The sequence below is a fragment of the Thermodesulfovibrio thiophilus DSM 17215 genome, from assembly GCF_000423865.1.
GTDB lineage: Bacteria > Nitrospirota > Thermodesulfovibrionia > Thermodesulfovibrionales > Thermodesulfovibrionaceae > Thermodesulfovibrio > Thermodesulfovibrio thiophilus.
Genome location: NZ_AUIU01000011.1, coordinates 199,916 through 221,616, shown reverse-complemented (window position 1 = coordinate 221,616; position 21,701 = coordinate 199,916). Strand labels below are relative to the sequence as shown.

Genomic DNA, 21,701 nt, shown 5'->3' with positions numbered 1-21,701 from the left:
ATTTTCTGATATTCTATAGTGTTGAAATTTAACACTATGAAGAAAAATGAATCAAGACAAAAAAGAATTTTAGCGATTAAAAAGAAACTTTTACAACAAAAGCAACAGATTCTTATGGATGCCGGTGTAATGATTTCAAATCTTCCATCAGAAAATAATTTGTCTGAGATTGGAGATATAGCCTCTCAGGAAATTGATAGAAGCTTTCTTCTGAGACTTAGAGATCGAGAAAGGAAACTTCTTAAAAAAATTGATAAGGCAATAGAAAAAATAGACAATGATACTTATGGAATATGTTCATCCTGTGGAGCAGAAATCCCAATTGAAAGACTTGAGGCAAGGCCTGTTACAGATCTGTGTATTGATTGCAAAACTGAACAGGAAGAAACAGAAAAGCTCAAGGAAACCTGATTCCAAGTACTCTATGAGGATTTTGCTCTACTGCAAGTTTAAGTTTGTCTTCATCAATATTTAATTTTTTAAGTCTGTGTATTATAGCACTCAGGCTCATTGAACCACCTTGAAGTACATTAATCTCTTTCTTTTCCTTAACCATATCTGAAATCAGAATAATTCTTTCAGAATTTTTAATCTGAAATACCCATTTTAAAAGTTCATCACTCAGATGCCTGCCATCTGCAATTAGTTCAACATAAATCTCCTGATTAATCAGTCCAAAGCCTGCTATACCTGGTTCTCTATGATGAATTCCTCGCATTGCATTAAATAAATGGGTTATAAGTGATGCTCCTGCCCTGAATCCTTCAAAAGCTTCTTTATAGGTAGCATCTGAATGTCCCATGCTTACAACTATGCCAGATTCTCTACATTTTTCAATAAGTTTTAATGCTTCGGGCATTTCAGGTGCAACAGTTATTACTTTAACAATATCTTCTACTCCTTCAATCAAGTGATGTAATACATCAATCTGCGGATTAATAAAATATTGAGAATTCAGCGCACCTGCTTTTTTAGAATTCAAAAATGGCCCTTCAAGATGCACACCTAATATCTTAGCTCCATCAGTTTGAATGCTCATAGCTTTTTTGATATTCAAAAGAGTTTTTTTCATATAACTAATTTCAGAGGGATAGACAGTAAGTAAAAATCCATCAATACCACTTAAACCATACTCATGAGCAATTAAGAGAATATCTTCAGGATTATCTACTTCTCTACTATCTATTTTTTCTGTCCCGTGAAAGTGGATATCAATTAAAGACATGTTTTATCATAACATATGCTATTTAAACAAGGGAAAATCAAGATAGATAGCCTGCTAAGCAATATTCAACGTTTTTCTCCTGGAATACAAATTGCTGAGATATCAAAAAATTTTCTTGGAATTCCTTATAAAAAAAATTCGCTCATTGGCAATGCGTTAGAGAGAGAAAAACTGGTTATAGATTTTGAAGGAGTTGACTGCATGACTTTTCTTGAATATGTTGAAGCATTGAGGTTATCTAGAGATTTTCATTCTTTTATTGAAAATTTGAAATATGTTAGATATTTTGATGGAATTATAGATTTTAAAAAAAGAAGACATTTCTTCACAGACTGGAATGAGTTAAAAACATTGAACGATATCACAGTCACATTTGGTGATAGTTTTACCAAAACTGTTGTGAAAGAACTTAATAAAAATGGACAACATTTTTGGATAGAAGGGTTACAGGTTAAAAAAAGAATTATACATTATATTCCATCAGACTATATAAGAAAAATTAGTTCTGAACTCAAAACAGGGGATTATTGTGGATTTTATACATCTAAAGAAGGGTTAGATGTTATGCATGTTGGCATTATAATTATTGATAAATATGATATAAAACTCAGACATGCCTCTAGTATAAAAGGAATGATAACAGATGAAGATTTTTTTGAATATACAAAAAACAAAGAAGGTATTATGATTTTTAGAGCATAGGAAAGATAATGATAGAGCATGCTGATAGAAAAAGGTCAATACAAAAAGTTCTGCTTATTACACTCTTTCTTAATATTTCTGTTTCCATTGCAAAAATAATATATGGAGGGTTAACAAATTCTGTAGCAATTTATTCGGATGGATTTCATTCACTTTTTGATGGTATATCAAATATCGGCGGATTAATAGCCATTTGTATAGCAAGTCATCCACCAGATAAAGAACATCCTTACGGTCACAGGAAGTTTGAAACAGTCTTTACAATTTTCATAGGTGTTTCAATGTGTCTTGTGGCTTTAGAAGTAATCAGAAATGCTTACGAAGCTTTAATTAAACTAAAGCAGCCTGAGATAGATGAAAAAGCTTTCTTTATCCTCTTTATTACTCTTATGGTTAACATTTTTGTTGTTAGATATGAACGAAAAAAAGGTAAAGAATTAAAGAGTGAATTCCTCATTGCAGATTCTGCCCATACAAAGACAGATATTTACATCACAATAGGGGTAATAATAAGTGTAATAATAACAAAGCTTGGATATCCAGTTGTGGATCCAATAGGAGGCTTAATTGTAGCTATTTTTATTGCCAAAGAAGCAATTAAGATTATAAAAGAATCAGCAAATGTTCTTGCAGACAGAACTGTTATAGGCGAGGAGAAAATAGCCAGTATTCTTAAAACATGCAATGGTATCAAAGCCTACAAAGACATAAGAACAAGGGGAACAAATGGGCAGATCTTCGTCGATTTAAAAATTTTTGTAACTCCTTCAATTTCTGTATCTGAAGCTCATGATATTGCTGAAAAAGTTGAAAAAATTATCAAAGATGAATTTCCTGATGTAATAGATGTGATGGTTCATATTGAACCTTTTAAAAAGAAAAATTAAACAATGTTCTCAGAGTCAAAAGAATTTATGGATCGCAAATAATGCTCCCATTCAATTGGAAGCATATATTTCTTTTTGTTATTGCATTCTTTACATGCAGGCACTATATTGCTTTTTACTGATTTACCGCCTCTTATAAGAGGTATAACATGATCCATTGTTAACTCTTTTTCAGGAACTTCTTTACCACAGTAATAACATTTTCTTCTGGAAATTTTTCTGCGCCACCATGTAGTATTTCGAAGAATTCTAGCTTTCTGTTTTTGTATTTTAATTTCCTCGTCACTTACATAAGAAATAAATTTTTCCATTAAGAACCAAAACGCTTTTTTTCTTCTTCTTCAAAAAATTTCTTATATAGAATATTCCATTCAGAGCTGCCTTCAACCACTTTTTTCGAAAAAGATTGAAGCTTTCTTCTCACTACCTCATCAATTGACTCTCCAATCTTTAATGCCTGTATAAAACTTCTTTTTATTTCTCTTCTTACTTCCTGTTCTTCAGTTTTGAGTTTAATTAAACCTTTATTTATCAATCCATTGAATAAAATATGCGAGGTATGAGTGATTTTTTCATCTGAAAGCATCATAAGACCAAATTCCTCTGCTTAACAAGCTTCTGTTTTGTCATTTCAAAAAGTTTTCTATAATCAACCTTACTTTTTTCTATTTCACTTTCATATTTTTTAAGAAGGCCTCTTATTTCTTCATTGAGTTTATCTTCAACCATCAGTTCATCGAGTATTAATTTTTCAGCTTCTTCAAGAAGCTGTTCTTTAGATACCACAAGCTCAATCATGTCTTTTTTCAATAAATTTTCAATAATATTATTTGCAATATATGGTATCCAGTTTTTTGGTATCCTCATATTCTTTTAAAGCTCAATATAGGGCAGTAAAGCAACAGATCTTGCTCTTTTTATTGCTACAGTTAACTGTCTTTGATGCTTTGAACATGTTCCTGTTAGTTTTCTGGAAAGTATTTTCCCTCTCTCTGTCATAAATCCTCTTAGAAATTTAGAATTTTTGTAATCAATAAACTCAATTTTTTCAGCACAGAATTTACAATATTTTTTCCTAAAGAATCTTCTTTGTGTAGACTGTTGCATATTATATCCTCCTTTAAAATGGCTCTAAATCTGTATATTCTTCTGGAGGAACCTGCTTTGTATCATCTGATTGTACAGGTTCTCTCTTTGGAAAAAATCTTATATTATTAGCAATTACTTCGAATTTATTCTTTTTTTGTCCTTCATATTCCCACCTTCTTTCCCGTAATCGGCCTTCAATCAAGACAGTTCTTCCTTTATTAAGATATTGAGTGCAAGTTTCTGCCTGTTTACCAAAGACTACAGCATCGATAAATAAGGTCTCTTCTTTTAGTTCCTCGCCCTGCTTATATCTTGAATTAACTGCAATAGGAACTGTAGCGACTGCGACTCCTCCTGGAGTGTATCTTATTTCAGGGTCTCTAGTAAGGTTTCCTATGAGTATTATTTTATTAAACATCTTACACCTGAGATACTAACTCTGAAGGTTCTACGGGGATTCCTTTTATTTCAGGCGGTAAACTGGCAATTTGATGCTTCGTAAGTTTGATAACCATGAATTTAAAAATAGGGTCATAAACTTTATAAAACTCTTCTATTTTTTTTATTACAGAAGAAGGAGCTTTAAAAACAAACAACACATAATATCCCATAGTCTGTCTATTAAGCTTATAGGCAAGTTTTCTTTTACCCCAGTTATCAATTTTTAAGATTTCTCCTCCATTTTCAACAATGAAAGATGAAATCTTTTTAACTGCATCCTGTACTTCGTCTTCTGAGAGCGTTGGCAGAAGAAGCACCAATTGTTCATAAAAATTGTTCATAACATAAACCTCCACATGGATTTTACAGCCCTTACCCTCAAGGAAAGAGCATGGAGTAAACAAAAGTTACACCTATTTTTATAACACATTTATTATTTTTAAATCAAATTATAATGTTTTAATTTTTTATTTAAAGTATTCCTATTTATTCCCAGAATTTTTGCAGCTTTTACCTGATTGCCACCGGTTTCATTAATAGCAAGCATAAATAAGGCTTTTTCAACTTCCTGAATAACTGTTTCATATAAATTGGAATTTTCAATATTTCCAAAATCTTTTAAAAGATTACCGATTTTTAATTCAAGAAAATTTTTTATCGACAGCTGATCACTGTATTCACCGAATAAATCTTTTGCTGTAATTCTTTGATGTCTTGTCAAAATGTAAGCTTTCGTTAAACATCTTTTCAGCTGATAAGTATTCCCTGTCCAGGAAAAATCTAAAAGAGCATCCTGAGCATCTTTTGATAATTTTTTTTCAGACAGTTTTAAAAATTCTGAAATCTCCTGAAGGAAAAACATTGCAAGAGGAATAATATCCTGTTTTCTCTCTCTGAGTGGTGGAATATAAAACTTCCGCGACTTTAGTAAAATCTCGTATAATTCAAAACCTATCGCACCATTTCTGTAAAGTTCCTCATAATCAACATCAGATACAAATATAGCGCATTTAAAATATTCTTCAGAGTCAAAAAGGAATGAGGCATTAAAATCTTCAAGATAGTTCACAATATAAACTAAATTTTGTTTCTTTGATAAAATTATTTTTTTATTTAAATTTTTAGGCACCTCTACAATGGTTGGTTGATTTATATATCTAAGAATTATATCAATCAAATAATCTTTTTCTGTTCCATGTTCGCCATAGATAAAAAGCATTGAATTCTCAAAAGAACTATTTTTTATGTCTTCTAGAATTGTTCTCATTACATTACTCTTGTATACTTTGGCAAATGACGATGCTGTTACATTGCTATGTTTCATTTCTAAGATACCATGATTCATAACTCTACTCCCTGTAAAGTTTGTTTTCATCAATATATTTACGAATTTCTTCGGTCACCAGATAGCGAACACTTCTTCCCTCATGAATCATTTCTCTCAAAACCCTGGAGGATATCCAGTAAGGTGAAACTGCTAAATAAAATAGTTTTTTATCTGAATTTTTAAATTTAAAACAATTCTTCGATTCTCTGTATTCAATAAACTCAGAATTTTCTATACTGTTAAATCCAGGTCTCGACATAACAATAAAATCAACCATCCTTAATAAGTCTCTATATCTATACCATAATTTTAATTCCAAAAAAGCATCAATACCCATTATAAAAAAAAGCATATCTTTTTCGTAAACTTTCTTAAAATATGCAACAGTATTCACTGTATAAGAAGGTTTGTTTTGTTTAACCTCAAAGTCTGAAACTTCAAAATGGGGATTATCCTGTACTGCGAGTTTTGTCATATTTAATCTATGCGTAGCTTCTGTTAAATCGTATTTTTTTAAAGGTGGAACTCCCGCAGGGATAAAAACAATTTTATTAAGTAAAAAATATTCCCTCACTTCTTCGACTGCTCTTAGATGTCCAAGATGAACGGGATTAAAAGTACCCCCAAAAAGTCCTATTTTCATTGTCTGATCTGTCCATTACCTAAAACTATAAATTTAGTGCATGTAAGCTCTTCAAGACCCATAGGACCACGGGCATGTATTTTGTCTGTAGAAATTCCTATTTCAGCACCAAGACCAAATTGATAACCATCGTTAAGTCTTGTTGACGCATTAACAAAAACAGATGATGAATCCACTTCTCTTAAAAATCTCAAAGCCTTATTATAATTTTCTGTAATAATGGCATCTGAATGAGCAGAACCATATTTTGTTATGTGTCCTATTGCTTCATCGATATCTTTTACAACTCTAATATTAAGTATCAAATCAAGATATTCTCGATAATAATCCTCCTCAGTTACATCTTTAACATTAGGATATATTTTTTTAGTTTTAGAACAACCTCTAATTTCAACTCCTGTGTCTTCAAATCTTTTTAACATTTTTGGCAGAAACTTTTTTGCTATATACTCATCAACAAGCATTGTTTCCATAGCATTACAGGTTGCAGGTCTCTGAACCTTGGCATTAAAACAAACTTCTTCAGCCATTACTAAATCAGCTTCTCTATCAACAAAAATATGGCAAACACCTTTATAATGCTTTAATACCGGAATTCTCGAATTTTCAGTAACTGTTCTTATAAGCCCTTCGCCTCCTCGAGGAATAATTAAATCAATTAATCCCTCAAGCTTGATCATTTCAAGAACAGCTTGTCTTTGTGGAATATCGATATATGTTACAACGCCATCATGCATTTTTTCATCTTTCAAAGCCTTTTTTAAAATTTTTACCAATGCAATATTTGAATTTATAGCTTCAGAACCACCTCTTAAAACTACCGCGTTACCAGCTTTAAGACATAATCCTGTTACATCAACAGTAACATTTGGTCTTGCCTCATAAATTACTCCAATTACTCCAATAGGAACTCTCATCTTTCCAACTTGCATTCCATTCGGTCTCAACCACATTTTTGTTATTTCTCCAACAGGATCAGAAAGAGCCACAACTTCCTCAAGTCCTTTTATCATCTCAGCAATTCTTTTTTCTGTTAAAGTAAGTCGATCAATAAGAGCCTTTGAAATTCCCTTTTGCATCGCCTTTCTAACATCAACTTTATTTGCTTCAATTAGCTCATCTTTTTTCTGTTTCAGATAATCAGCCATTCTCATAATTATCTGATTTTTTAAATCTGTTGATGCTTTTGCAATAAATCTGGAAGCCTCTTTAGCTTCTCTGGCTTTGTTCAAAATTAATTGTTTTATTTCCATTTTTACCCCCTTTGAAAAATTTCTAATTGCATATTTTAACTTTTTTTGTTATATTCTATAAAAATAAAATTAAACAAGGAGGAGAGATTATGCCAACACCAGTAGTTGATTACGATCTTTGCGTAGGATGCGGAAGCTGCATTGAAGTATGCCCTGAAGTTTTTGAATTGAGAGATGACAAAGCATGGGTGATTGGTCCTGATAAGTGTTCTACCTGTGATTGCCAGCAGGCTGCAGATCTCTGCCCATCTCAGGCTATCAGATTCGAGTAAAAAAATTTGAGGGTGGAGTCTTATTCTCTACCCTCAAATTTTAATTTATAAATTTTCTTGCAAGCTCTAAAAAACCAAAGATTTTTAAATCTAAATAATTTCCCTGATTTTTTAGTTCATTAAGTTTATCCAAGGCTTTATTTATAGGAATCTTAAAAACTTCTATAGTTTCGCTTTCATCTGGTGGATAAAATTTTTTTAATTTTTCAGAAGCTTCTTGAACATTTTTTGCAACAAATACTGTTAAAACCTCTGTTGACAGTCCGGAGGACACAGGACCTTCAGCAAGAAAAATTATCTCCTCAGAAAACAATCCTGTTTCTTCAATCAATTCTCTTTTTGCAACATCTATTAACTGCTCCTGCCTATCATTCAGCCCAGCTGGAAATTCCACAACATACCCGCCTAGAACAGGTCTGAATTGCCTGATAAAGATAACTTCATTATTTTCTGTTATAGGAATTACAACAACAATGCCCTTGCAATTGACTCTTTCAACAGCTTCCCACTGCCGTATATTGCCATTGCTATCCTGATAATAAAGCAATATAACTCTTAAATATTTTCCCTGCCAGACTACTTCTTTTTTAAGAATTTTCATTTGAATTAGACATCATCCAGGAGGCCAGTGCATCTTCCTTCCTGCTAAAAGGTGAAAATGAGTATGATAGACTGTCTGCCCTGCTTCAGAATTACAGTTCATAACAACTCTGAAGCCTCTTTCATCTACACCTCTGTCTTTGGCAATTTTTTTTATCACCATAAAAATATGGCCTATAAGTTCTTTATCATCCATATCAACTAAATTAGAAAAGTGTTTTTTCGGTATAACAAGGATGTGAGTTGGTGCCTGTGGATTGATATCCTCAAAAGCCAGAACTTTGTCATCTTCATAAACAATTCTGGAAGGAATTTCTTTATTTATAATTTTACAGAATACACAATTCATTTTAGTTACCCTTTTTAATAGAAATTTTTCTATAAAAGCATGTTCTGTGTCCAGTATGACATGCTCCACTCCCATGCTGTTTGACCATGATTAAAAGCGTATCAGCATCACAATCATAGTAAATCTCTTTTACTTCCTGAACATTTCCTGATGTTTCTCCTTTTTTCCAGTAAGTTTTCCTTGAACGGGACCAGAAATGAGTATAGCCCGTTTCAACTGTTTTTTTTAAAGCCACCTCATCCATATAAGCAACCATTAAGACTTCTTTTGTATCTATCTCCTGCACTACAACAGGAATTAAGCCTTTGTCGTCAAATTTAAGATCTGGAAGCAATTATATTTCTCCTTTTTTTAATTTTTCTCTGCAAAGTTTATACTCAATGCTATCAACAATAGCCTGCCATGATGCTTCAATTATGTTTTCAGATACTCCCACAGTGCTCCATACACTTTTTTCATCACCTGACTCTATAAGAACTCTGACTTTTGAAGCAGTACCTTTACCTGAATTAACTACTCTTACTTTGTAATCTTTAAGTTTTACTTTTTTCAGTTCAGGATAAAATTTCTCAAGGGCTTTTCTTAACGCATTATCAAGTGCATTAACAGGACCATTTCCTGTAGCAGCAGTATGTTCAATTCTTCTACCAACCTTTACCATTATTGTTGCTTCACTTGGAGTAAAATAATTATTACTTCTTTTTTCATCTATGACTCTAAATCCTATCAAATCGAAAAATTTTCTTTTTAATCCAAGGGTTTTTCTGAACAATAGTTCAAGCGATGCTTCAGCACTTTCAAATTGATATCCTTCATTTTCCAATGTTTTCACAGCATTAACAATTGCCTGTACTTCAGGAGAAATTAGCTGTAAAGGAATACCGAGCTCTTCTGCTTTTTTAAGAATATTACTTTTTCCGGCAAGATCAGAAACCAGTATTCTCTGGCGATTTCCAACCAATTCTGGCTTAATATGTTCATAAGTCTCTGGTCTTTTGCTTACCGCACTTACATGAACACCACCTTTATGAGCAAAAGCACTTTCTCCAACAAATGGTTGTCTTTTAAATGGATTAAGGTTGGCTATTTCATAAACAAATCTTGAAACCTCTGTAAGCTTTTTTAAATTCTCTCCATCAATGCATTTATATCCAAGTTTAAACTGTAGATTCGGAAGCACAGAACAAAGATTTGCATTCCCACATCTTTCACCAAATCCATTTACAGTACCCTGTACATGAGCAGCTCCATTTAAAACTGCAACAATGCTATTAGCAACAGCACAGTCAGAATCATTGTGAGCATGAATACCTATGGAAACATTTAATGAACTTTTAACCTCTCTTATGATTTTTTCAACATCATTGGGAAGAGTTCCTCCGTTTGTGTCGCATAAAATAATACAGTCTGCCTTTGCATCTTCAGCACTTTTTAAACATCTCAGAGCATACTCGGGATTATTTTTATATCCATCAAAAAAATGTTCAGCATCAAAAAATACTTTCTCAGAATACTTTTTTAAAAAAGTAATTGTATTAAAAATCAACTCAAGATTTTCTTCAAGCGATACTTTAAGTGCCTCTGTTACATGAAAATCCCATGTTTTACCAAAAATAGTAAAAATTTTTGTTTCAGATGCTATTAGAGATTTAACATTCGGGTCATTTTCAACTTTTATTTTTGGTCTATGTGTGCTTCCAAAAGCAACTATAACTGCATTGTTGAGCTGAAGCTTTTTAACCTTTTTAAAATATTCAGCATCTTTTGGATTTGAACCAGGCCAACCACCCTCTATATAATGAATACCGAGTTCATCAAGTTTCTCAGTAATTTTCAGTTTATCATCTACTGAAAAGGATATATCTTCTGCCTGTGAACCATCTCTTAATGTTGTATCGTATATTTCGAGGTTATTCATATTAAAATAATATTATATTATGTACTTTAAAGGCAAGGCATCAACTTACCTTTAAAAATCAAGAATAATAAAAAATTTTAAAACAAATATAGCAGATGATTGCTATCAGCAGTTTCGTAATAATCACTGAATTCGGTAGAGTAAAATATTTTGTGTAAAATTGAAGAGATGAACAAAAAGGGTGTATCCTGTATTGTTCAAACAACAGTAAAGTAAAGAAAAAAGGAGGATACACCCAAGAAAGAGAAAACACTTGTAGAGTTACGGTTATCAGATTTATGGAAAGAATTCAAGCAAAATTTTTATGAATCATTCTGGGAAGAGATGAAATAGGAGATGAAGTTAATGAAGAAGAGTGTAGTAGTCCTTCTTCCAGCCAGATATGTCATCTCTTCTGGCAGTTGTCAATAAAAATCTGAATTAACGATAAATTAAATTGTCAATTTTCAATGAAACAATCACATTAAACCGTGGCAACAGATCATAGTCGCCACGGTATTCATTTTAATTTACTGTATATAAGAATCTCTTGGTTTTAGCTTTATATTTTTAGTTGTCTCATAAAACAAAAACTGAGTTTTTCCTGGTGTTCCAAGTTTTGGATCACCTCCAATCGGTAGATACCACAGCTGAATTGTCACATTCATTTCTTCATATTTAACTATTCTTTGCTTTTTACCATCCTTTTCTAAGACTTCAAGAGGAAATGGAATCTCAAAGGTTTCTATCCTGGTTTGTAAAGGCTGAAGTGAGGTGTCTCTAATAATTGCGCTTTTCCAACCCCGGTAAGCTCCATCAGACCACATGAAATTGCCCCGTCCATAACTTAAAGCCTGTGGCATATAAATTTTTGATTCACGGAATATCTCTTTCCCATCCTTTGTTTTTGCGGTCACATCCAGGACCAGCCGATTCGGAGTGGGTCAGCCATCTGGAATTCTGTGCCCGGCATTACAAGTCATGCGAACAGTTACAACCGCAAGTGGTGTCCACTCAAAAGCCTTTGGATGAAAATAATACGCAAGCGTTTCTACGTCCACTCTTACTGCCTTTTTAGCCATATCACTGTCACTATAAGCTGACATAAAGTGTCCCTTTTCCATGTGACAGTCCTGACAGGTTTTTGTTCCTCCGCTTGGAATATATGCATTAAGATAGCTTCCATACAACATGGCACAGTGGACAGGATTTGGATAATGAAAACCAGGCCCCAGACCATGACACTGCCCGCAGAAGATGGACTCCTGAAGAACCGGACTCTTTTTAATCATGCTGTAATATGAAACACCTTCATGCTTTCCTGATTTATTACCGTATATGACATTGTCCTCTGGAGGGCCATCAACCCATTGATGAATAATTGCCTTATCATGGTGGCATACAAGGCAGTTTATGGAAAGCTTGCTAAGGGTGTTTAAATCACCATTAACCGCAGCTTTTGCTATTTCCACCGCCACATCATCTGTTGCAAACTTAGTCTGAGGAAGGTGGCATTCAAGACAGGGCATAAGATGTTCTATTTTGATATCTTCAATTTTCTTTACCCCTGCATACTTCCATTGATCGCTGAGAAGATAGTTCTTAATCATTCTGCTGAATGCATCTAAAGTTCTTGGTGTTCCTATTATTGATCTTGCGTATAGTAGAACTTATGATCAGGATTAAGTTTTACCTGTAATATTTAAATTTCCTATTATTGTCATTAATTTAAAAAAGTGGTTGCTAAGACTACACTCTGGACTAATGCTGCCATAATCCAAGTTGATAAACTCAATTGAATTCTACTATTATACTTTTAAATTACATATAATCTGACCATTTTATCTTGAAATATTTTTCTACTAATATTAAACAATTATTTTCAAACTTTTGTTGAAAAATCTATTTGCAGTAGGAGGAGTGATGTTAACAAACTATTTTTCAACTTCAAAGCTTATAAACATAAAAACTTTATTGATAGTTATAACTATTTTTGTTTTTACAAACTTTTCTGAAGCTCTGTGTATAAAAACAGAGTCGGCAAATATAAGATTATGTCCTAGCACGAGCTACAAAAAAGCATGGACAGTTGGTAAATATATGCCTCTTGTTAAAGTTGGACTGAGTTTAGATAGAAATTGGTATGCTGTTAAAGATGTGGATGGAGATGTTAACTGGGTTCATAGAAGTCTTGTGTCAGATCAGATAAAATGCGGAGTTGTCAAAGCAAAAAAAGTCAACGTAAGAGGCGGACCTTCCACAAAGTACTCTAAATTAGGTTTTGTAGAAAAATATTATTCCTTTAAAGTAATAAAAATTCAAGGAAACTGGGTAAAATTTCAAGATCAGTGGGGTGACTCAGGGTGGATTCATAAAAGTTATTTATGGATACCATAATAAATTATTTGAGTTTTGATCATAATTGTATTGAATTTGTTAACTTCTTTTTTATCTGGCAAAAGATATTTTTTAAAAAACCGATTAAGGGATTGTATCTAAAAAAGCGTATTTTGGTTCATGAAGGGCAACTACCACATCAGCCATATTCTTTTTACATTAAGCACGATATCAAGGGATGGATATGAATCTCAGGAAAGATTTCTTTGGATATTATGTATATTGGGGATCAGAGAAGAAAGGGGACTGGCTAAAAATACTTTAAAAATACTTAATGACTTAATTGGAAGGGGATTAAAAAGGCTGCTACTCATAATCTCTACAAAGGAAAATGTCTCCAGATTTAACGAAGAAACAGGATCAAATTAATCAACAACTATGAGGAGGCAGTGAATGCATTTGAACCCTTATGCAGTCAATCATGGTGGATATTTTCAGTCAGTTAAAACAGCTGAGATTTCTATCTATGTTATTGTAAACAGAATAACCCTGGGTATATGGAGAAAACCCTTACTGTATCAAAAGAGGTGCTATATGAAATTAGACAGATCCTGAATTCCAGATTTAGAGAATAAATACAATTTTATTGACAACTGCCTTATAACAATAGTTCGACTCCCCTACCGTCCACCAAGTAAAATCATCATTTCCATAGCCATATGGCTCAATAGCTCCTGAGCAGTTCTCACGTTAAATTATTAATTGCCCTTAATATGCTCATCTAGAAATATTTTAAAATTTTAAATCTCTCAACTCTATACTACATTTGACATAGCAAAAATCAGAGAATTATATTACAAAATAAAAGGCGAATATTTATTATTCACATATAAAAAATTTGCAATGAATTTAAAATGCATTAATAAAATAAGTAATTACAAAAATCTGATAGGCTGGACAGTTTCAACAACAGTGCTGATTATTTTTTGCTTTATTCCTGTTGGATTACCTGAATTAGATGCTCGTATTTTCGGGATTATTTTATTTGTAGTTGTTATGTGGATTTTTGAGCCTATTCCACCTTTTGCCTCTACGTTGTTAATAATGCCTTTTATGTACTTTGCCGGAGTTCCTGTTACAGATATTCTCGGAGGATTCAGTAGTCCAACCTGGGTTGCTGTGATAGGGATTTTTATGTTTGGACTCGCAATTCAGGTATCCGGGATTGGGCACCGTCTTTCACTGTTATTGCTTTCACATATCTCTGCAACTTACAGCAGTCTTATCCTGGGATTTTTGCTTGTTGGTTTAGTCCTTACTTTTATAATTCCGTCTTCAGTAGCTAAATCAGTAATTTTATTACCAATAGCTTTAAGTATTGGAAAAGAGATGGAAAAACAGAAAAATGGACCAGCTAAAGCTGGCCTGACATTAAGTGCCATGTTTGGTGGATGGACAACAGCAGGTCTGCTTCCAACAGGTTCAGTTGCCAACATAATAATACTTGGTGTGCTAACCAGATCAATGCCTCAATACAACCACTATACCTCTTATGCTGGCTGGTTCATTCTAATAGGAGCAATATCAATCTTAGCAACATTGATTACATGGCAAATAATAATACATATGTTCAAACCCAGAAATAAGGTTATTTCAAAAGATGTTATTCTTAAAGAGCTTAAAGCTTTACCTCCAACTTTAACAGAAAAAGAAAAGCGTATTTTAATACTAGCAGTAATTGCAATTTTGCTCTGGGCCACATCAAGCTGGACTAAAATTCCCCTGTGGGTGAGTTGCATTTTTGTAGCATCTTTAATGGCTTCACCCGGGATTGGTATTTTAAGCTCAGCAGATATTAAAAAACTTGATTGGCCAACTATTATCTGGATGGGCGGTATTCTAACCATAGCCAGTTTGATGAGTAAATACGCAATTGCTAAATGGATAACTGATATGCTGATTCCGATAATATACCCAGTAACCGGAAACCTTTATCTCCTAAGCCTGGTTGTTACAGTGTTATTTTTTTTACTGGCAATAGTTATTGTAAATCCCTATATTTTAGCTGCTGTCTTATTACCATCCCTCGTGTCACTTTCCAATAATATCGGAGTTAATCCAACATTGTTTGTTGCTTTGTTTTTGTTATTGTTCCGATATTTTATATTCCCATATCAGTGTCAACCAGCTGTGATAGTTTATGGTATGACAAAGGGTGAGGGGTTTACGCTTAAACAACTTACAAAAGTAGCACTGGTACAAACTATAACTGCTATTCCAGTTGCCCTTTTTTCTGTGTTTTACTGGTCTATTATCGGAATATTATAAACTCTTTGAGATATTTAAATTAATTAGCTCTGTTTAAATTTTTTAAACAGTAACATATACAAAGTTAATAACTACTCTTGTCTGGTTAAAAGATATCTCTTTTTAATTTCCTGTATTGCCTGTTCTTTATTAAATATTTTTCCTGCAAGAACAAGGGTCTCTATTCTTTCAAGAATCTCTCCAACAATGGGAGAGGGCTCAAACCCTAGTTTCAGAATCTCATCTCCTTTAATAATAGGTAGTTTCTTCTTATTTTTTAAATAAACTTTTCTGTAAAAATCTTCAATCCTTCTGTAAAACCATGATCTTGCATATCCTAATGGGTCTTTGCTGATTCCATATATAAGAGCAGGATATAGTATTTTTTCAAAATCTCTTATAAATCTCACTTTATCAACCAAAGTCTCTATATTTCTTATTCTGATATGAGATTCAATCAGGCTTTCAACAAATCGCTGCTCTTTTTTTGAAGGTTTAAGTTGCTTGATCATTTCAGAAACTTGGAAATCAAAAATTGCTGCAAATTTCAGACAGATATAAATATATTGTTTCTGAATAATTTTATCCAATGAAACAGAAAACAACTTTTCAGGTTCTTTCAAAATCATCTCCATGAGTTCAAACGCTTTTATATCAGATATTATTTGAAGATGTTCCGATGGCTTAAAAATAGCTTTAAATATCTCATCTTCAACCATAAGCCTTACTGTTTTCAGGCTATCAATCACTGACAGTATTTTCCAGAGTTCATCCTTTAATCTTTCCCTTGCAGTAAGTTTCATCAAATAAGCATTTCTTTTCAACGCCTCATGGGTCATGTTTTCGATTATAAAATCTAAAGTTGCATGAAATCTGTATGCTCTTAAAACTCTCAAAGGGTCTGCTTTTAAATTTTCTTCATTTACCATTTTTATGAGCTTGTTATTCAAGTCTTTAATGCCTTCAAAGGGGTCTATAATTTTTTCTAAAGATAAAGGAACAGCCATTGAATTTATCGTAAAATCTCTCTCTCTTAAATCGGCTTCAATACTACCACCTCGTAATTCAGCAAAATCAATTGTAATATCATCTTTTACAACTCTACCAATTGAAAAAAATTCATCAAGAAGAACAAAGCTACCATTAGTTTGTCTTGCAAATTCTCTTGCAAGCTTTATTGTATCAGCCTTTATAGCAAAGTCAATATCCTTTAATGGTTTTTGTAAAAGCAGATCCCTTACGCTACCTCCAACAAGATATGATTTTTCATATAGGTTTTCCTGTTTTAAAAAACTTACAATCTCTCTGAAATATTTATTCTCCCTTAAACTATCAAACATTCCTCACCTCGTATTGAGTATAAATGTTACAGGACCTTCATTAATAAGAAAAACATGCATAAAACTTCTGAAAGCACCTTCTTTTATTGGAATTCCTGTTTTTTTCATCAATTCTACAAATTTACTATAAAGCTTCTCAGCCTCATCTGGTGGCATTGCTTTACCAAATGATGGTCTAAGTCCTTTTTTGCAATCACCTGTAAGTGTAAACTCTGAGACAATCATAATTTCGCCTTTTATATCCTTGACTGAAAGATTCATCTTTGAGTTATCATCTTCGAAAATTCTGAGGTTGACTATTTTATTTATCAAATATTCGATATCTTTTTCCGAATCCTCTTTTTCCACGCCAAGAAAAACAAGAAGGCCTCTCTTAATTTCTGAGATTTTTTCGCCATTAACGCTCACTCCTGCCTGGCTTACTTTCTGCAGTAGCGCAATCATTTATGTTAATATATCATACTATGTTTAAAGAAGTCTCTCAGCTTCTAGTAATTGATGATGAAACTTTAAATCTGGAATTAATATCATCTATTTTTTCAGAGTTTCCAAACATAATAGTTCTGACAGCTAATAATGGTTTTGAAGCAATTGAACTTTTAAAAAATCATGCGATTGACCTTATTGTCCTCGATATCAGAATGCCCGGAATTAATGGGATAGAAGTTTTAAATATCTTGAAATCCAATCCTTCAACAGCACATATTCCTGTTGTTGTTCTGTCAGGAGATGAACAGGAAAGGAAAAATGCATTAAAAATGGGAGCTAATGATTTCGTAGCAAAACCATTTGATACGGAAGAATTAAAACTCAGGGTTATAAATAATTTACAGCTTAAAAAATATAACGATTTAATAAAAAATATAAATGAAATTTTACAGAAAGAAGTATCCAAAAAAACAAAAGAATTGCGAGAAGCATTGGAGCTTTCAAAGGAAGCAGAGTATGAAATGATTATAAAACTGGGAATGATCTCTGAATTCAGAGATGAAGAAACAGGTCAGCATATCAGAAGAATCAGTCATTATGCCAGATTACTTGCCAGGCTATATGGTTTATCAGAGCAGGACCAGAACTATATTTTTTATGCAGCTCCACTCCATGATGTCGGGAAAATAGGCATTCCAGACAAAATTTTAAAAAAACCTGGCTCATTGACTCCAGAAGAATTCGAGATAATAAAACTTCATACAACAATTGGATCGAAAATATTAGAATCTGATCCAAGGTTCAAAACACTTAAAGCAGGAAAAATCATAGCAGAACAGCATCATGAAAAATGGGATGGTTCTGGATATCCTAAAGGACTTAAAGGAGAAGAAATTCACGTTTTTGCAAGAATTGTTGCCATCTGCGATGTCTTTGATGCTATGACTTCAGATAGAGTTTACAGACCTGCCTTTTTAGTAGAACAGGCAATCAATATTATGAAAAAAATCTCACACATTCATTTTGATCCTGAATTATTTGAAATTTTCATAAATAACCTTGAAGCATTTATAAATATCAAACAAACATTAAAAGACTGAAACTCACTCAATAATAATATTATCAATTAATCGAGTATCACCAATCTTTACTGCAATTGCAAGAAGATACTTGTCCTGTTTTTCTCGTAACTCATCAAGTCTGAATGGGTCAAAAACTCCTGTATATTGAATTTCACTAACAAGAGGTTCGTTTTCAAGAATTTCCTTCATTTTTAAGCTTACCTCTGATGGATTAACACCTTCCTTTAAAAGTTGTTCTCCCTTTTTTAAAGCTTGATAGATAATTATTGATGCTTTTCTTTCTTCATCACTAAGATATAAGTTTCTTGAACTTATTGCAAGTCCATCATTTTCTCTTATAGTGGGACAGATAATAATTTCAATGCCGAAATTTAAATCCTCAACCATTCTTTTAACAATCAATGCCTGTTGATAGTCTTTCTGTCCAAAATAAGCTCTAGTTGGTTTTATGATATTGAAAAATTTGCATAATATTGTAGCCACTCCACGAAAATGACCTGGTCTGAATTTTCCACATAGTTTATCACTTAAGCTTTCAACTGTGACATAAGTACTGTATCCATGAGGATATAAAGAAGTTACATCAGGCAAAAATATGTAATCAATTCCTATTTTTTCTATTTTTTCTTTATCGCCTTCAACATCTCGTGGATATCTGTCATAATCTTCTCCCTGTACAAATTGAGTGGGATTTACAAAAATACTAACCACTGTATAATCATTCTCATCCCTTGCTCTTTTAATTAAAGAAAGATGCCCTTCATGAAGTGCTCCCATGGTTGGAACAAAACCTATGGATTTCCCTTTAATTATTAAATCCTTTGCTATTTCTCGCATTATGCTAGGAATTCTTATTATTTCCATTTTGTCTCCTGTCCTCCATATATTTTATAACTCTTTGCAAACTCAAAATTATTATATAATTGTTACATTTTACATATTGTAAAACATTTATGTAATTCTATTGAAATAAAAAAACATATTGGTTATTGACAAAAATAGAATTTGCACAGACCAAATAACTCTGATATACTTAATTTCATGTTTCTTCTAAAAAAACTGCTTACATCCTTGATTTTGCCACCAGGTATTTTAATAATTATATTTCTTTTCATTGCATTGATAGAGAAAAAGAAAAAATTTATCTGCTTTTTATCTGTTTTTTCAGCTTTATTTGTCTATTTGATATCTATTGAACCAGTGAAAGATTTGATATTATATCCACTGGAAAAAAGTTATACTATTTCTGAAAAATTAAATGCTGATGCTATTGTCATACTTGGTGGCGGAGTTTACAGTTCAGGCTCTATGACAGAAGACACATCAAACAGGTTACTTACAGGTTATTTGGTTTATAAAAAAACAAAACTCCCTGTTATTGTTTCTGGTGGTGCTTTTGAAGGAAAAATTTCAGACAGTAAAGCAATGACAGAAATTCTAAATGAATTTGGCATTGAAGAATCCAATCTTATTGAAGAAAATAAAAGCAGAGATACCTCTGAAAATGCTCTCCATGTTTCTCATATATGCAAAGAAAGAGCTTTTAAAAAAGTAATACTTGTCACTTCAGCATATCATATGAAAAGAGCAGTTAAACTTTTTAAACAAACAGGGATAGAAATTATACCATATCCAACAGATTTTAAACGAAGTAATTATTACAATATATACAGCTTTTTGCCCAAATTTAGTAATTTCTCTCTTTCATCAAAAGCCATAAGAGAACATATCGCCTTAATAGTAAGCTAATTTTTATTAAAAATATCTTAAGCTTGAACTCCTTTAATAGATTCTGTAAGACTTTTAATTACTACATGAAGGCTTTCAACTTCCTTTGCAACTTCCTCTGATGTAACCTTTACATCCTGTGCAAGTGAACTTGAATGTTCTGCAGAACGGGCAACTTCATCACTGGCAGAAGACTGTTCCTCAGTTGCAGTTGCTATCTGTGTTATCTGGTCTTTTACTTTCAGAGAATGTTCAGCAATTCTGTTAAGTGCTTTTTTCACTTCATTCAGCGCTTTAAGTGCTTCAGCAACTTCACGGGCAGTTGCATCCATGTTTTTCAAAGACTCGCGGGATTCGTCCTGAACAGCTGATATTTTCTGTGCTATTTCATCAGTTGACTTAATGGTCTTTTCTGCAAGCTTTCTCACTTCATCTGCAACAACTGCAAAGCCTCTTCCCTGCTCTCCTGCCCTTGCTGCCTCTATTGCCGCATTTAAAGCAAGCAGATTTGTTTGATCAGCTATGTCTTTTATCACTGTTAAAATATCTCCAATTTCTTCAACCCGTTGATTTAATGCATCCATTGTTTTTTTCAATTCTACAGTTGAACGATTTGCAGATTGCACTATGTTTGTCGCTTTATCTGACAGTACTACCCCTTCCTGAGCAATATTCATGCTTTCTGTAGCTATTTCTGATGCACTTGCAGTATTTCTGGCAATATCCGTAATTGTCTGAGACATCTCCTCTGAAGCAGTTGCAATCTGGTGTGATTGTGAAGTTTGATCCCCCGCCTTAGTTTTAAGTGTTACAGTATTTCTCTCAAGAGAGTCAATTACAGATTGGATGGTTAACAGAGAATTTTTAACATTCTTAACAACGCTCTGCGTAAATTCTTCTACCTTCATTATACTTCTTGCAATAAGCCCTATTTCGTCTTGTCTGCTTTCATATTCTTTATAAAATTTTGCGATATCTAAATTACCTCGGGCTACACCTTTTGCAATTTCTTCAAGTTGACGTGCCATAGATGGAATAACCTTTATAGACTTATTCATAAAATATAGAAATACATTGATAACAATTGCTGAAATAATAAATATTCCAGCAAAAAAAGTGAAGTTTCTCTTCATTTCCTCTGACATATTCTCTTTTGCCTTTGAAAACTTGAGTTTTTGCGCATCAGTAAGATTGAAAGTTATTTCTCTTGCCTGTCTGAATCTACCTGTAAGTTCTCCTGATTTTTTTATTGCTTCTTCTTTTTTGCCCTGTTCAGTAAGCTTTATTATTTCAGTTATTAAAACATGGTTTTCTTGCCACATTTTTGTTAGCTTATTAAGATCACCCTGCATATTAGATGGAGCAATTTTCATTGCGTTATCAAGTGTTTTAATCAGTTCTTTATAGTACTTCTCAGCATTTTTCTTTGATTCATCGTCATTGGTTGCCAGAACATTTCTGATCGATGCCAATGTTTGCGAAGCATGGCCGTAAATATCTTTTAATCCAATAAGAAGTTGAAGGTCTTTATCAACAAGTTCTTGAACATGACTCTGGGAAGTTTTTCCAGTAAAATAAAAAACAATAAAAAGCAATACAAATGTGCACAGAGTAGTAATGCTGACCAGCCTGACAAGTTTCGAAATTGTCATATTTATCCCTCCTGTTTAAATAAAATTATGGACTCTTATATTTCAAAAACTTCTCATGATAATGAATGATCAATATGATTCTGTATAATTATGTTGTTCATTATATCATTTTTTTATAAATTATTAATTTTCATTTGTATA

The 21,701-nt window shown here is 32.7% G+C and carries 30 protein-coding genes; 10 read left to right on the top strand and 20 right to left on the bottom strand.

Annotation, left to right across the window (positions count from 1 at the left end):
• Positions 1 to 36: 36 nt before the first annotated feature.
• Positions 37 to 411, top strand: coding sequence for an RNA polymerase-binding protein DksA (dksA, locus tag G581_RS0102285; RefSeq protein ID WP_051178720.1), 375 nt, complete (start codon positions 37 to 39; stop codon positions 409 to 411).
• Here dksA and G581_RS10315 read toward each other — a convergent pair.
• A complete protein-coding gene (locus tag G581_RS10315) occupies positions 398 to 1,225 on the bottom strand; it encodes an N-acetylglucosamine-6-phosphate deacetylase (RefSeq protein ID WP_051178718.1) in 828 nt (275 codons plus the stop codon). The two genes, dksA and G581_RS10315, sit on opposite strands and share 14 nt — an antisense overlap.
• A gap of 15 nt (positions 1,226 to 1,240) precedes the next feature.
• On the opposite strand from G581_RS10315, the gene G581_RS10310 reads away from it, so the two are divergent.
• Complete coding sequence (locus tag G581_RS10310) at positions 1,241 to 1,927, top strand: N-acetylmuramoyl-L-alanine amidase-like domain-containing protein (RefSeq protein ID WP_051178716.1); 687 nt, start codon at positions 1,241 to 1,243, stop codon at positions 1,925 to 1,927.
• Between the two features lie 8 nt (positions 1,928 to 1,935).
• Positions 1,936 to 2,814, top strand: coding sequence for a cation diffusion facilitator family transporter (locus G581_RS0102270; protein ID WP_028844425.1), 879 nt, complete (start codon positions 1,936 to 1,938; stop codon positions 2,812 to 2,814).
• Here the strand turns inward: G581_RS0102270 and G581_RS0102265 are convergent.
• The 9 genes from G581_RS0102265 to G581_RS0102225 form a co-directional block, all read right to left on the bottom strand.
• On the bottom strand, positions 2,811 to 3,125 hold the full coding sequence (locus G581_RS0102265; RefSeq protein WP_028844424.1) for an HNH endonuclease: 315 nt from the start codon (positions 3,123 to 3,125) through the stop codon (positions 2,811 to 2,813). The two genes, G581_RS0102270 and G581_RS0102265, sit on opposite strands and share 4 nt — an antisense overlap.
• Positions 3,125 to 3,403, bottom strand: coding sequence for a DUF507 family protein (locus G581_RS12305; protein ID WP_028844423.1), 279 nt, complete (start codon positions 3,401 to 3,403; stop codon positions 3,125 to 3,127). Before G581_RS12305 ends, G581_RS0102265 begins: the two co-directional genes overlap by 1 nt.
• Positions 3,400 to 3,681 (bottom strand): DUF507 family protein, encoded by a 282-nt coding sequence (locus tag G581_RS12300; RefSeq protein ID WP_028844422.1) that lies wholly within the window; start codon positions 3,679 to 3,681, stop codon positions 3,400 to 3,402. Before G581_RS12300 ends, G581_RS12305 begins: the two co-directional genes overlap by 4 nt.
• Before the next feature lie 6 nt (positions 3,682 to 3,687).
• A complete protein-coding gene (gene rpsR, locus G581_RS0102250; RefSeq protein ID WP_028844421.1) occupies positions 3,688 to 3,921 on the bottom strand; it encodes a 30S ribosomal protein S18 in 234 nt (77 codons plus the stop codon).
• A gap of 13 nt (positions 3,922 to 3,934) precedes the next feature.
• Complete coding sequence (locus G581_RS0102245) at positions 3,935 to 4,321, bottom strand: single-stranded DNA-binding protein (RefSeq protein ID WP_028844420.1); 387 nt, start codon at positions 4,319 to 4,321, stop codon at positions 3,935 to 3,937.
• A gap of 1 nt (position 4,322) precedes the next feature.
• Positions 4,323 to 4,685: a 30S ribosomal protein S6 gene (gene rpsF / locus G581_RS10305; protein ID WP_051178713.1), complete on the bottom strand. Its 363-nt coding sequence runs from the start codon at positions 4,683 to 4,685 to the stop codon at positions 4,323 to 4,325.
• Between the two features lie 98 nt (positions 4,686 to 4,783).
• Positions 4,784 to 5,689, bottom strand: a complete 906-nt coding sequence (locus G581_RS0102235) for an AAA-type ATPase lid domain-containing protein (protein WP_028844419.1) — start codon at positions 5,687 to 5,689, stop codon at positions 4,784 to 4,786.
• A gap of 4 nt (positions 5,690 to 5,693) precedes the next feature.
• A complete protein-coding gene (nadD, locus tag G581_RS0102230; RefSeq protein ID WP_028844418.1) occupies positions 5,694 to 6,314 on the bottom strand; it encodes a nicotinate-nucleotide adenylyltransferase in 621 nt (206 codons plus the stop codon).
• Positions 6,311 to 7,567: a glutamate-5-semialdehyde dehydrogenase gene (locus G581_RS0102225; RefSeq protein WP_028844417.1), complete on the bottom strand. Its 1,257-nt coding sequence runs from the start codon at positions 7,565 to 7,567 to the stop codon at positions 6,311 to 6,313. The genes nadD and G581_RS0102225 overlap by 4 nt, the downstream gene beginning before the upstream one ends.
• 89 nt (positions 7,568 to 7,656) lie before the next feature.
• On the opposite strand from G581_RS0102225, the gene G581_RS0102220 reads away from it, so the two are divergent.
• Complete coding sequence (locus G581_RS0102220; RefSeq protein ID WP_028844416.1) at positions 7,657 to 7,839, top strand: ferredoxin; 183 nt, start codon at positions 7,657 to 7,659, stop codon at positions 7,837 to 7,839.
• 40 nt (positions 7,840 to 7,879) lie between these two features.
• Here G581_RS0102220 and G581_RS0102215 read toward each other — a convergent pair whose 3' ends face one another.
• The 6 genes from G581_RS0102215 to extKL all read right to left on the bottom strand — a co-directional run bounded on the left by G581_RS0102215 (position 7,880) and on the right by extKL (position 12,334).
• On the bottom strand, positions 7,880 to 8,440 hold the full coding sequence (locus tag G581_RS0102215) for an NUDIX hydrolase (protein ID WP_028844415.1): 561 nt from the start codon (positions 8,438 to 8,440) through the stop codon (positions 7,880 to 7,882).
• A 12-nt stretch (positions 8,441 to 8,452) separates the two neighbouring features.
• Positions 8,453 to 8,788, bottom strand: coding sequence for a histidine triad nucleotide-binding protein (locus tag G581_RS0102210; RefSeq protein ID WP_028844414.1), 336 nt, complete (start codon positions 8,786 to 8,788; stop codon positions 8,453 to 8,455).
• 1 nt (position 8,789) lies between these two features.
• On the bottom strand, positions 8,790 to 9,122 hold the full coding sequence (gene hisI / locus G581_RS0102205; RefSeq protein ID WP_028844413.1) for a phosphoribosyl-AMP cyclohydrolase: 333 nt from the start codon (positions 9,120 to 9,122) through the stop codon (positions 8,790 to 8,792).
• Complete coding sequence (cimA, locus tag G581_RS0102200) at positions 9,123 to 10,706, bottom strand: citramalate synthase (RefSeq protein WP_028844412.1); 1,584 nt, start codon at positions 10,704 to 10,706, stop codon at positions 9,123 to 9,125.
• A gap of 509 nt (positions 10,707 to 11,215) precedes the next feature.
• On the bottom strand, positions 11,216 to 11,602 hold the full coding sequence (locus tag G581_RS11500; RefSeq protein WP_051178711.1) for a hypothetical protein: 387 nt from the start codon (positions 11,600 to 11,602) through the stop codon (positions 11,216 to 11,218).
• A gap of 27 nt (positions 11,603 to 11,629) precedes the next feature.
• The gene (gene extKL / locus G581_RS10295; protein ID WP_273040250.1) at positions 11,630 to 12,334 is read right to left on the bottom strand and encodes a multiheme c-type cytochrome (seleno)protein ExtKL; all 705 of its coding nucleotides are present in this window, start codon (positions 12,332 to 12,334) and stop codon (positions 11,630 to 11,632) included.
• A gap of 274 nt (positions 12,335 to 12,608) precedes the next feature.
• On the opposite strand from extKL, the gene G581_RS0102180 reads away from it, so the two are divergent.
• The 4 genes from G581_RS0102180 (at position 12,609) to G581_RS0102165 (ending at position 15,350) form a co-directional block, all read left to right on the top strand.
• Positions 12,609 to 13,082 carry an SH3 domain-containing protein gene (locus G581_RS0102180; protein WP_028844411.1) on the top strand — a complete coding sequence of 158 codons (474 nt, stop codon included), beginning with the start codon at positions 12,609 to 12,611 and terminating at the stop codon, positions 13,080 to 13,082.
• A 120-nt stretch (positions 13,083 to 13,202) separates the two neighbouring features.
• On the top strand, positions 13,203 to 13,451 hold the full coding sequence (locus G581_RS0102175; RefSeq protein WP_028844410.1) for a hypothetical protein: 249 nt from the start codon (positions 13,203 to 13,205) through the stop codon (positions 13,449 to 13,451).
• A gap of 24 nt (positions 13,452 to 13,475) precedes the next feature.
• Positions 13,476 to 13,637 carry a hypothetical protein gene (locus G581_RS12190; RefSeq protein WP_204365487.1) on the top strand — a complete coding sequence of 54 codons (162 nt, stop codon included), beginning with the start codon at positions 13,476 to 13,478 and terminating at the stop codon, positions 13,635 to 13,637.
• Positions 13,638 to 13,925: 288 nt separating this feature from the next.
• Positions 13,926 to 15,350, top strand: a complete 1,425-nt coding sequence (locus tag G581_RS0102165) for an SLC13 family permease (protein ID WP_028844409.1) — start codon at positions 13,926 to 13,928, stop codon at positions 15,348 to 15,350.
• A 71-nt stretch (positions 15,351 to 15,421) separates the two neighbouring features.
• On the opposite strand, the gene G581_RS0102160 is transcribed toward G581_RS0102165, so the two are convergent.
• Positions 15,422 to 16,669 carry a tRNA nucleotidyltransferase/poly(A) polymerase-related protein gene (locus G581_RS0102160; protein WP_028844408.1) on the bottom strand — a complete coding sequence of 416 codons (1,248 nt, stop codon included), beginning with the start codon at positions 16,667 to 16,669 and terminating at the stop codon, positions 15,422 to 15,424.
• 3 nt (positions 16,670 to 16,672) lie between these two features.
• Entirely contained in the window at positions 16,673 to 17,113 is a 441-nt protein-coding gene (dtd, locus tag G581_RS0102155; RefSeq protein WP_028844407.1) for a D-aminoacyl-tRNA deacylase, read from the bottom strand.
• Between the two features lie 20 nt (positions 17,114 to 17,133).
• On the opposite strand from dtd, the gene G581_RS0102150 reads away from it, so the two are divergent.
• Positions 17,134 to 18,198 carry an HD domain-containing phosphohydrolase gene (locus G581_RS0102150; protein ID WP_028844406.1) on the top strand — a complete coding sequence of 355 codons (1,065 nt, stop codon included), beginning with the start codon at positions 17,134 to 17,136 and terminating at the stop codon, positions 18,196 to 18,198.
• A gap of 3 nt (positions 18,199 to 18,201) precedes the next feature.
• Here the strand turns inward: G581_RS0102150 and panC are convergent, their stop codons facing one another.
• Entirely contained in the window at positions 18,202 to 19,044 is an 843-nt protein-coding gene (panC, locus tag G581_RS0102145) for a pantoate--beta-alanine ligase (RefSeq protein WP_028844405.1), read from the bottom strand.
• A gap of 177 nt (positions 19,045 to 19,221) precedes the next feature.
• On the opposite strand from panC, the gene G581_RS0102140 reads away from it, so the two are divergent.
• On the top strand, positions 19,222 to 19,929 hold the full coding sequence (locus tag G581_RS0102140) for a YdcF family protein (protein ID WP_028844404.1): 708 nt from the start codon (positions 19,222 to 19,224) through the stop codon (positions 19,927 to 19,929).
• Positions 19,930 to 19,946: 17 nt separating this feature from the next.
• Here G581_RS0102140 and G581_RS11495 read toward each other — a convergent pair whose 3' ends face one another.
• Complete coding sequence (locus G581_RS11495; protein ID WP_051178706.1) at positions 19,947 to 21,560, bottom strand: methyl-accepting chemotaxis protein; 1,614 nt, start codon at positions 21,558 to 21,560, stop codon at positions 19,947 to 19,949.
• Positions 21,561 to 21,701 lie beyond the last annotated feature (141 nt).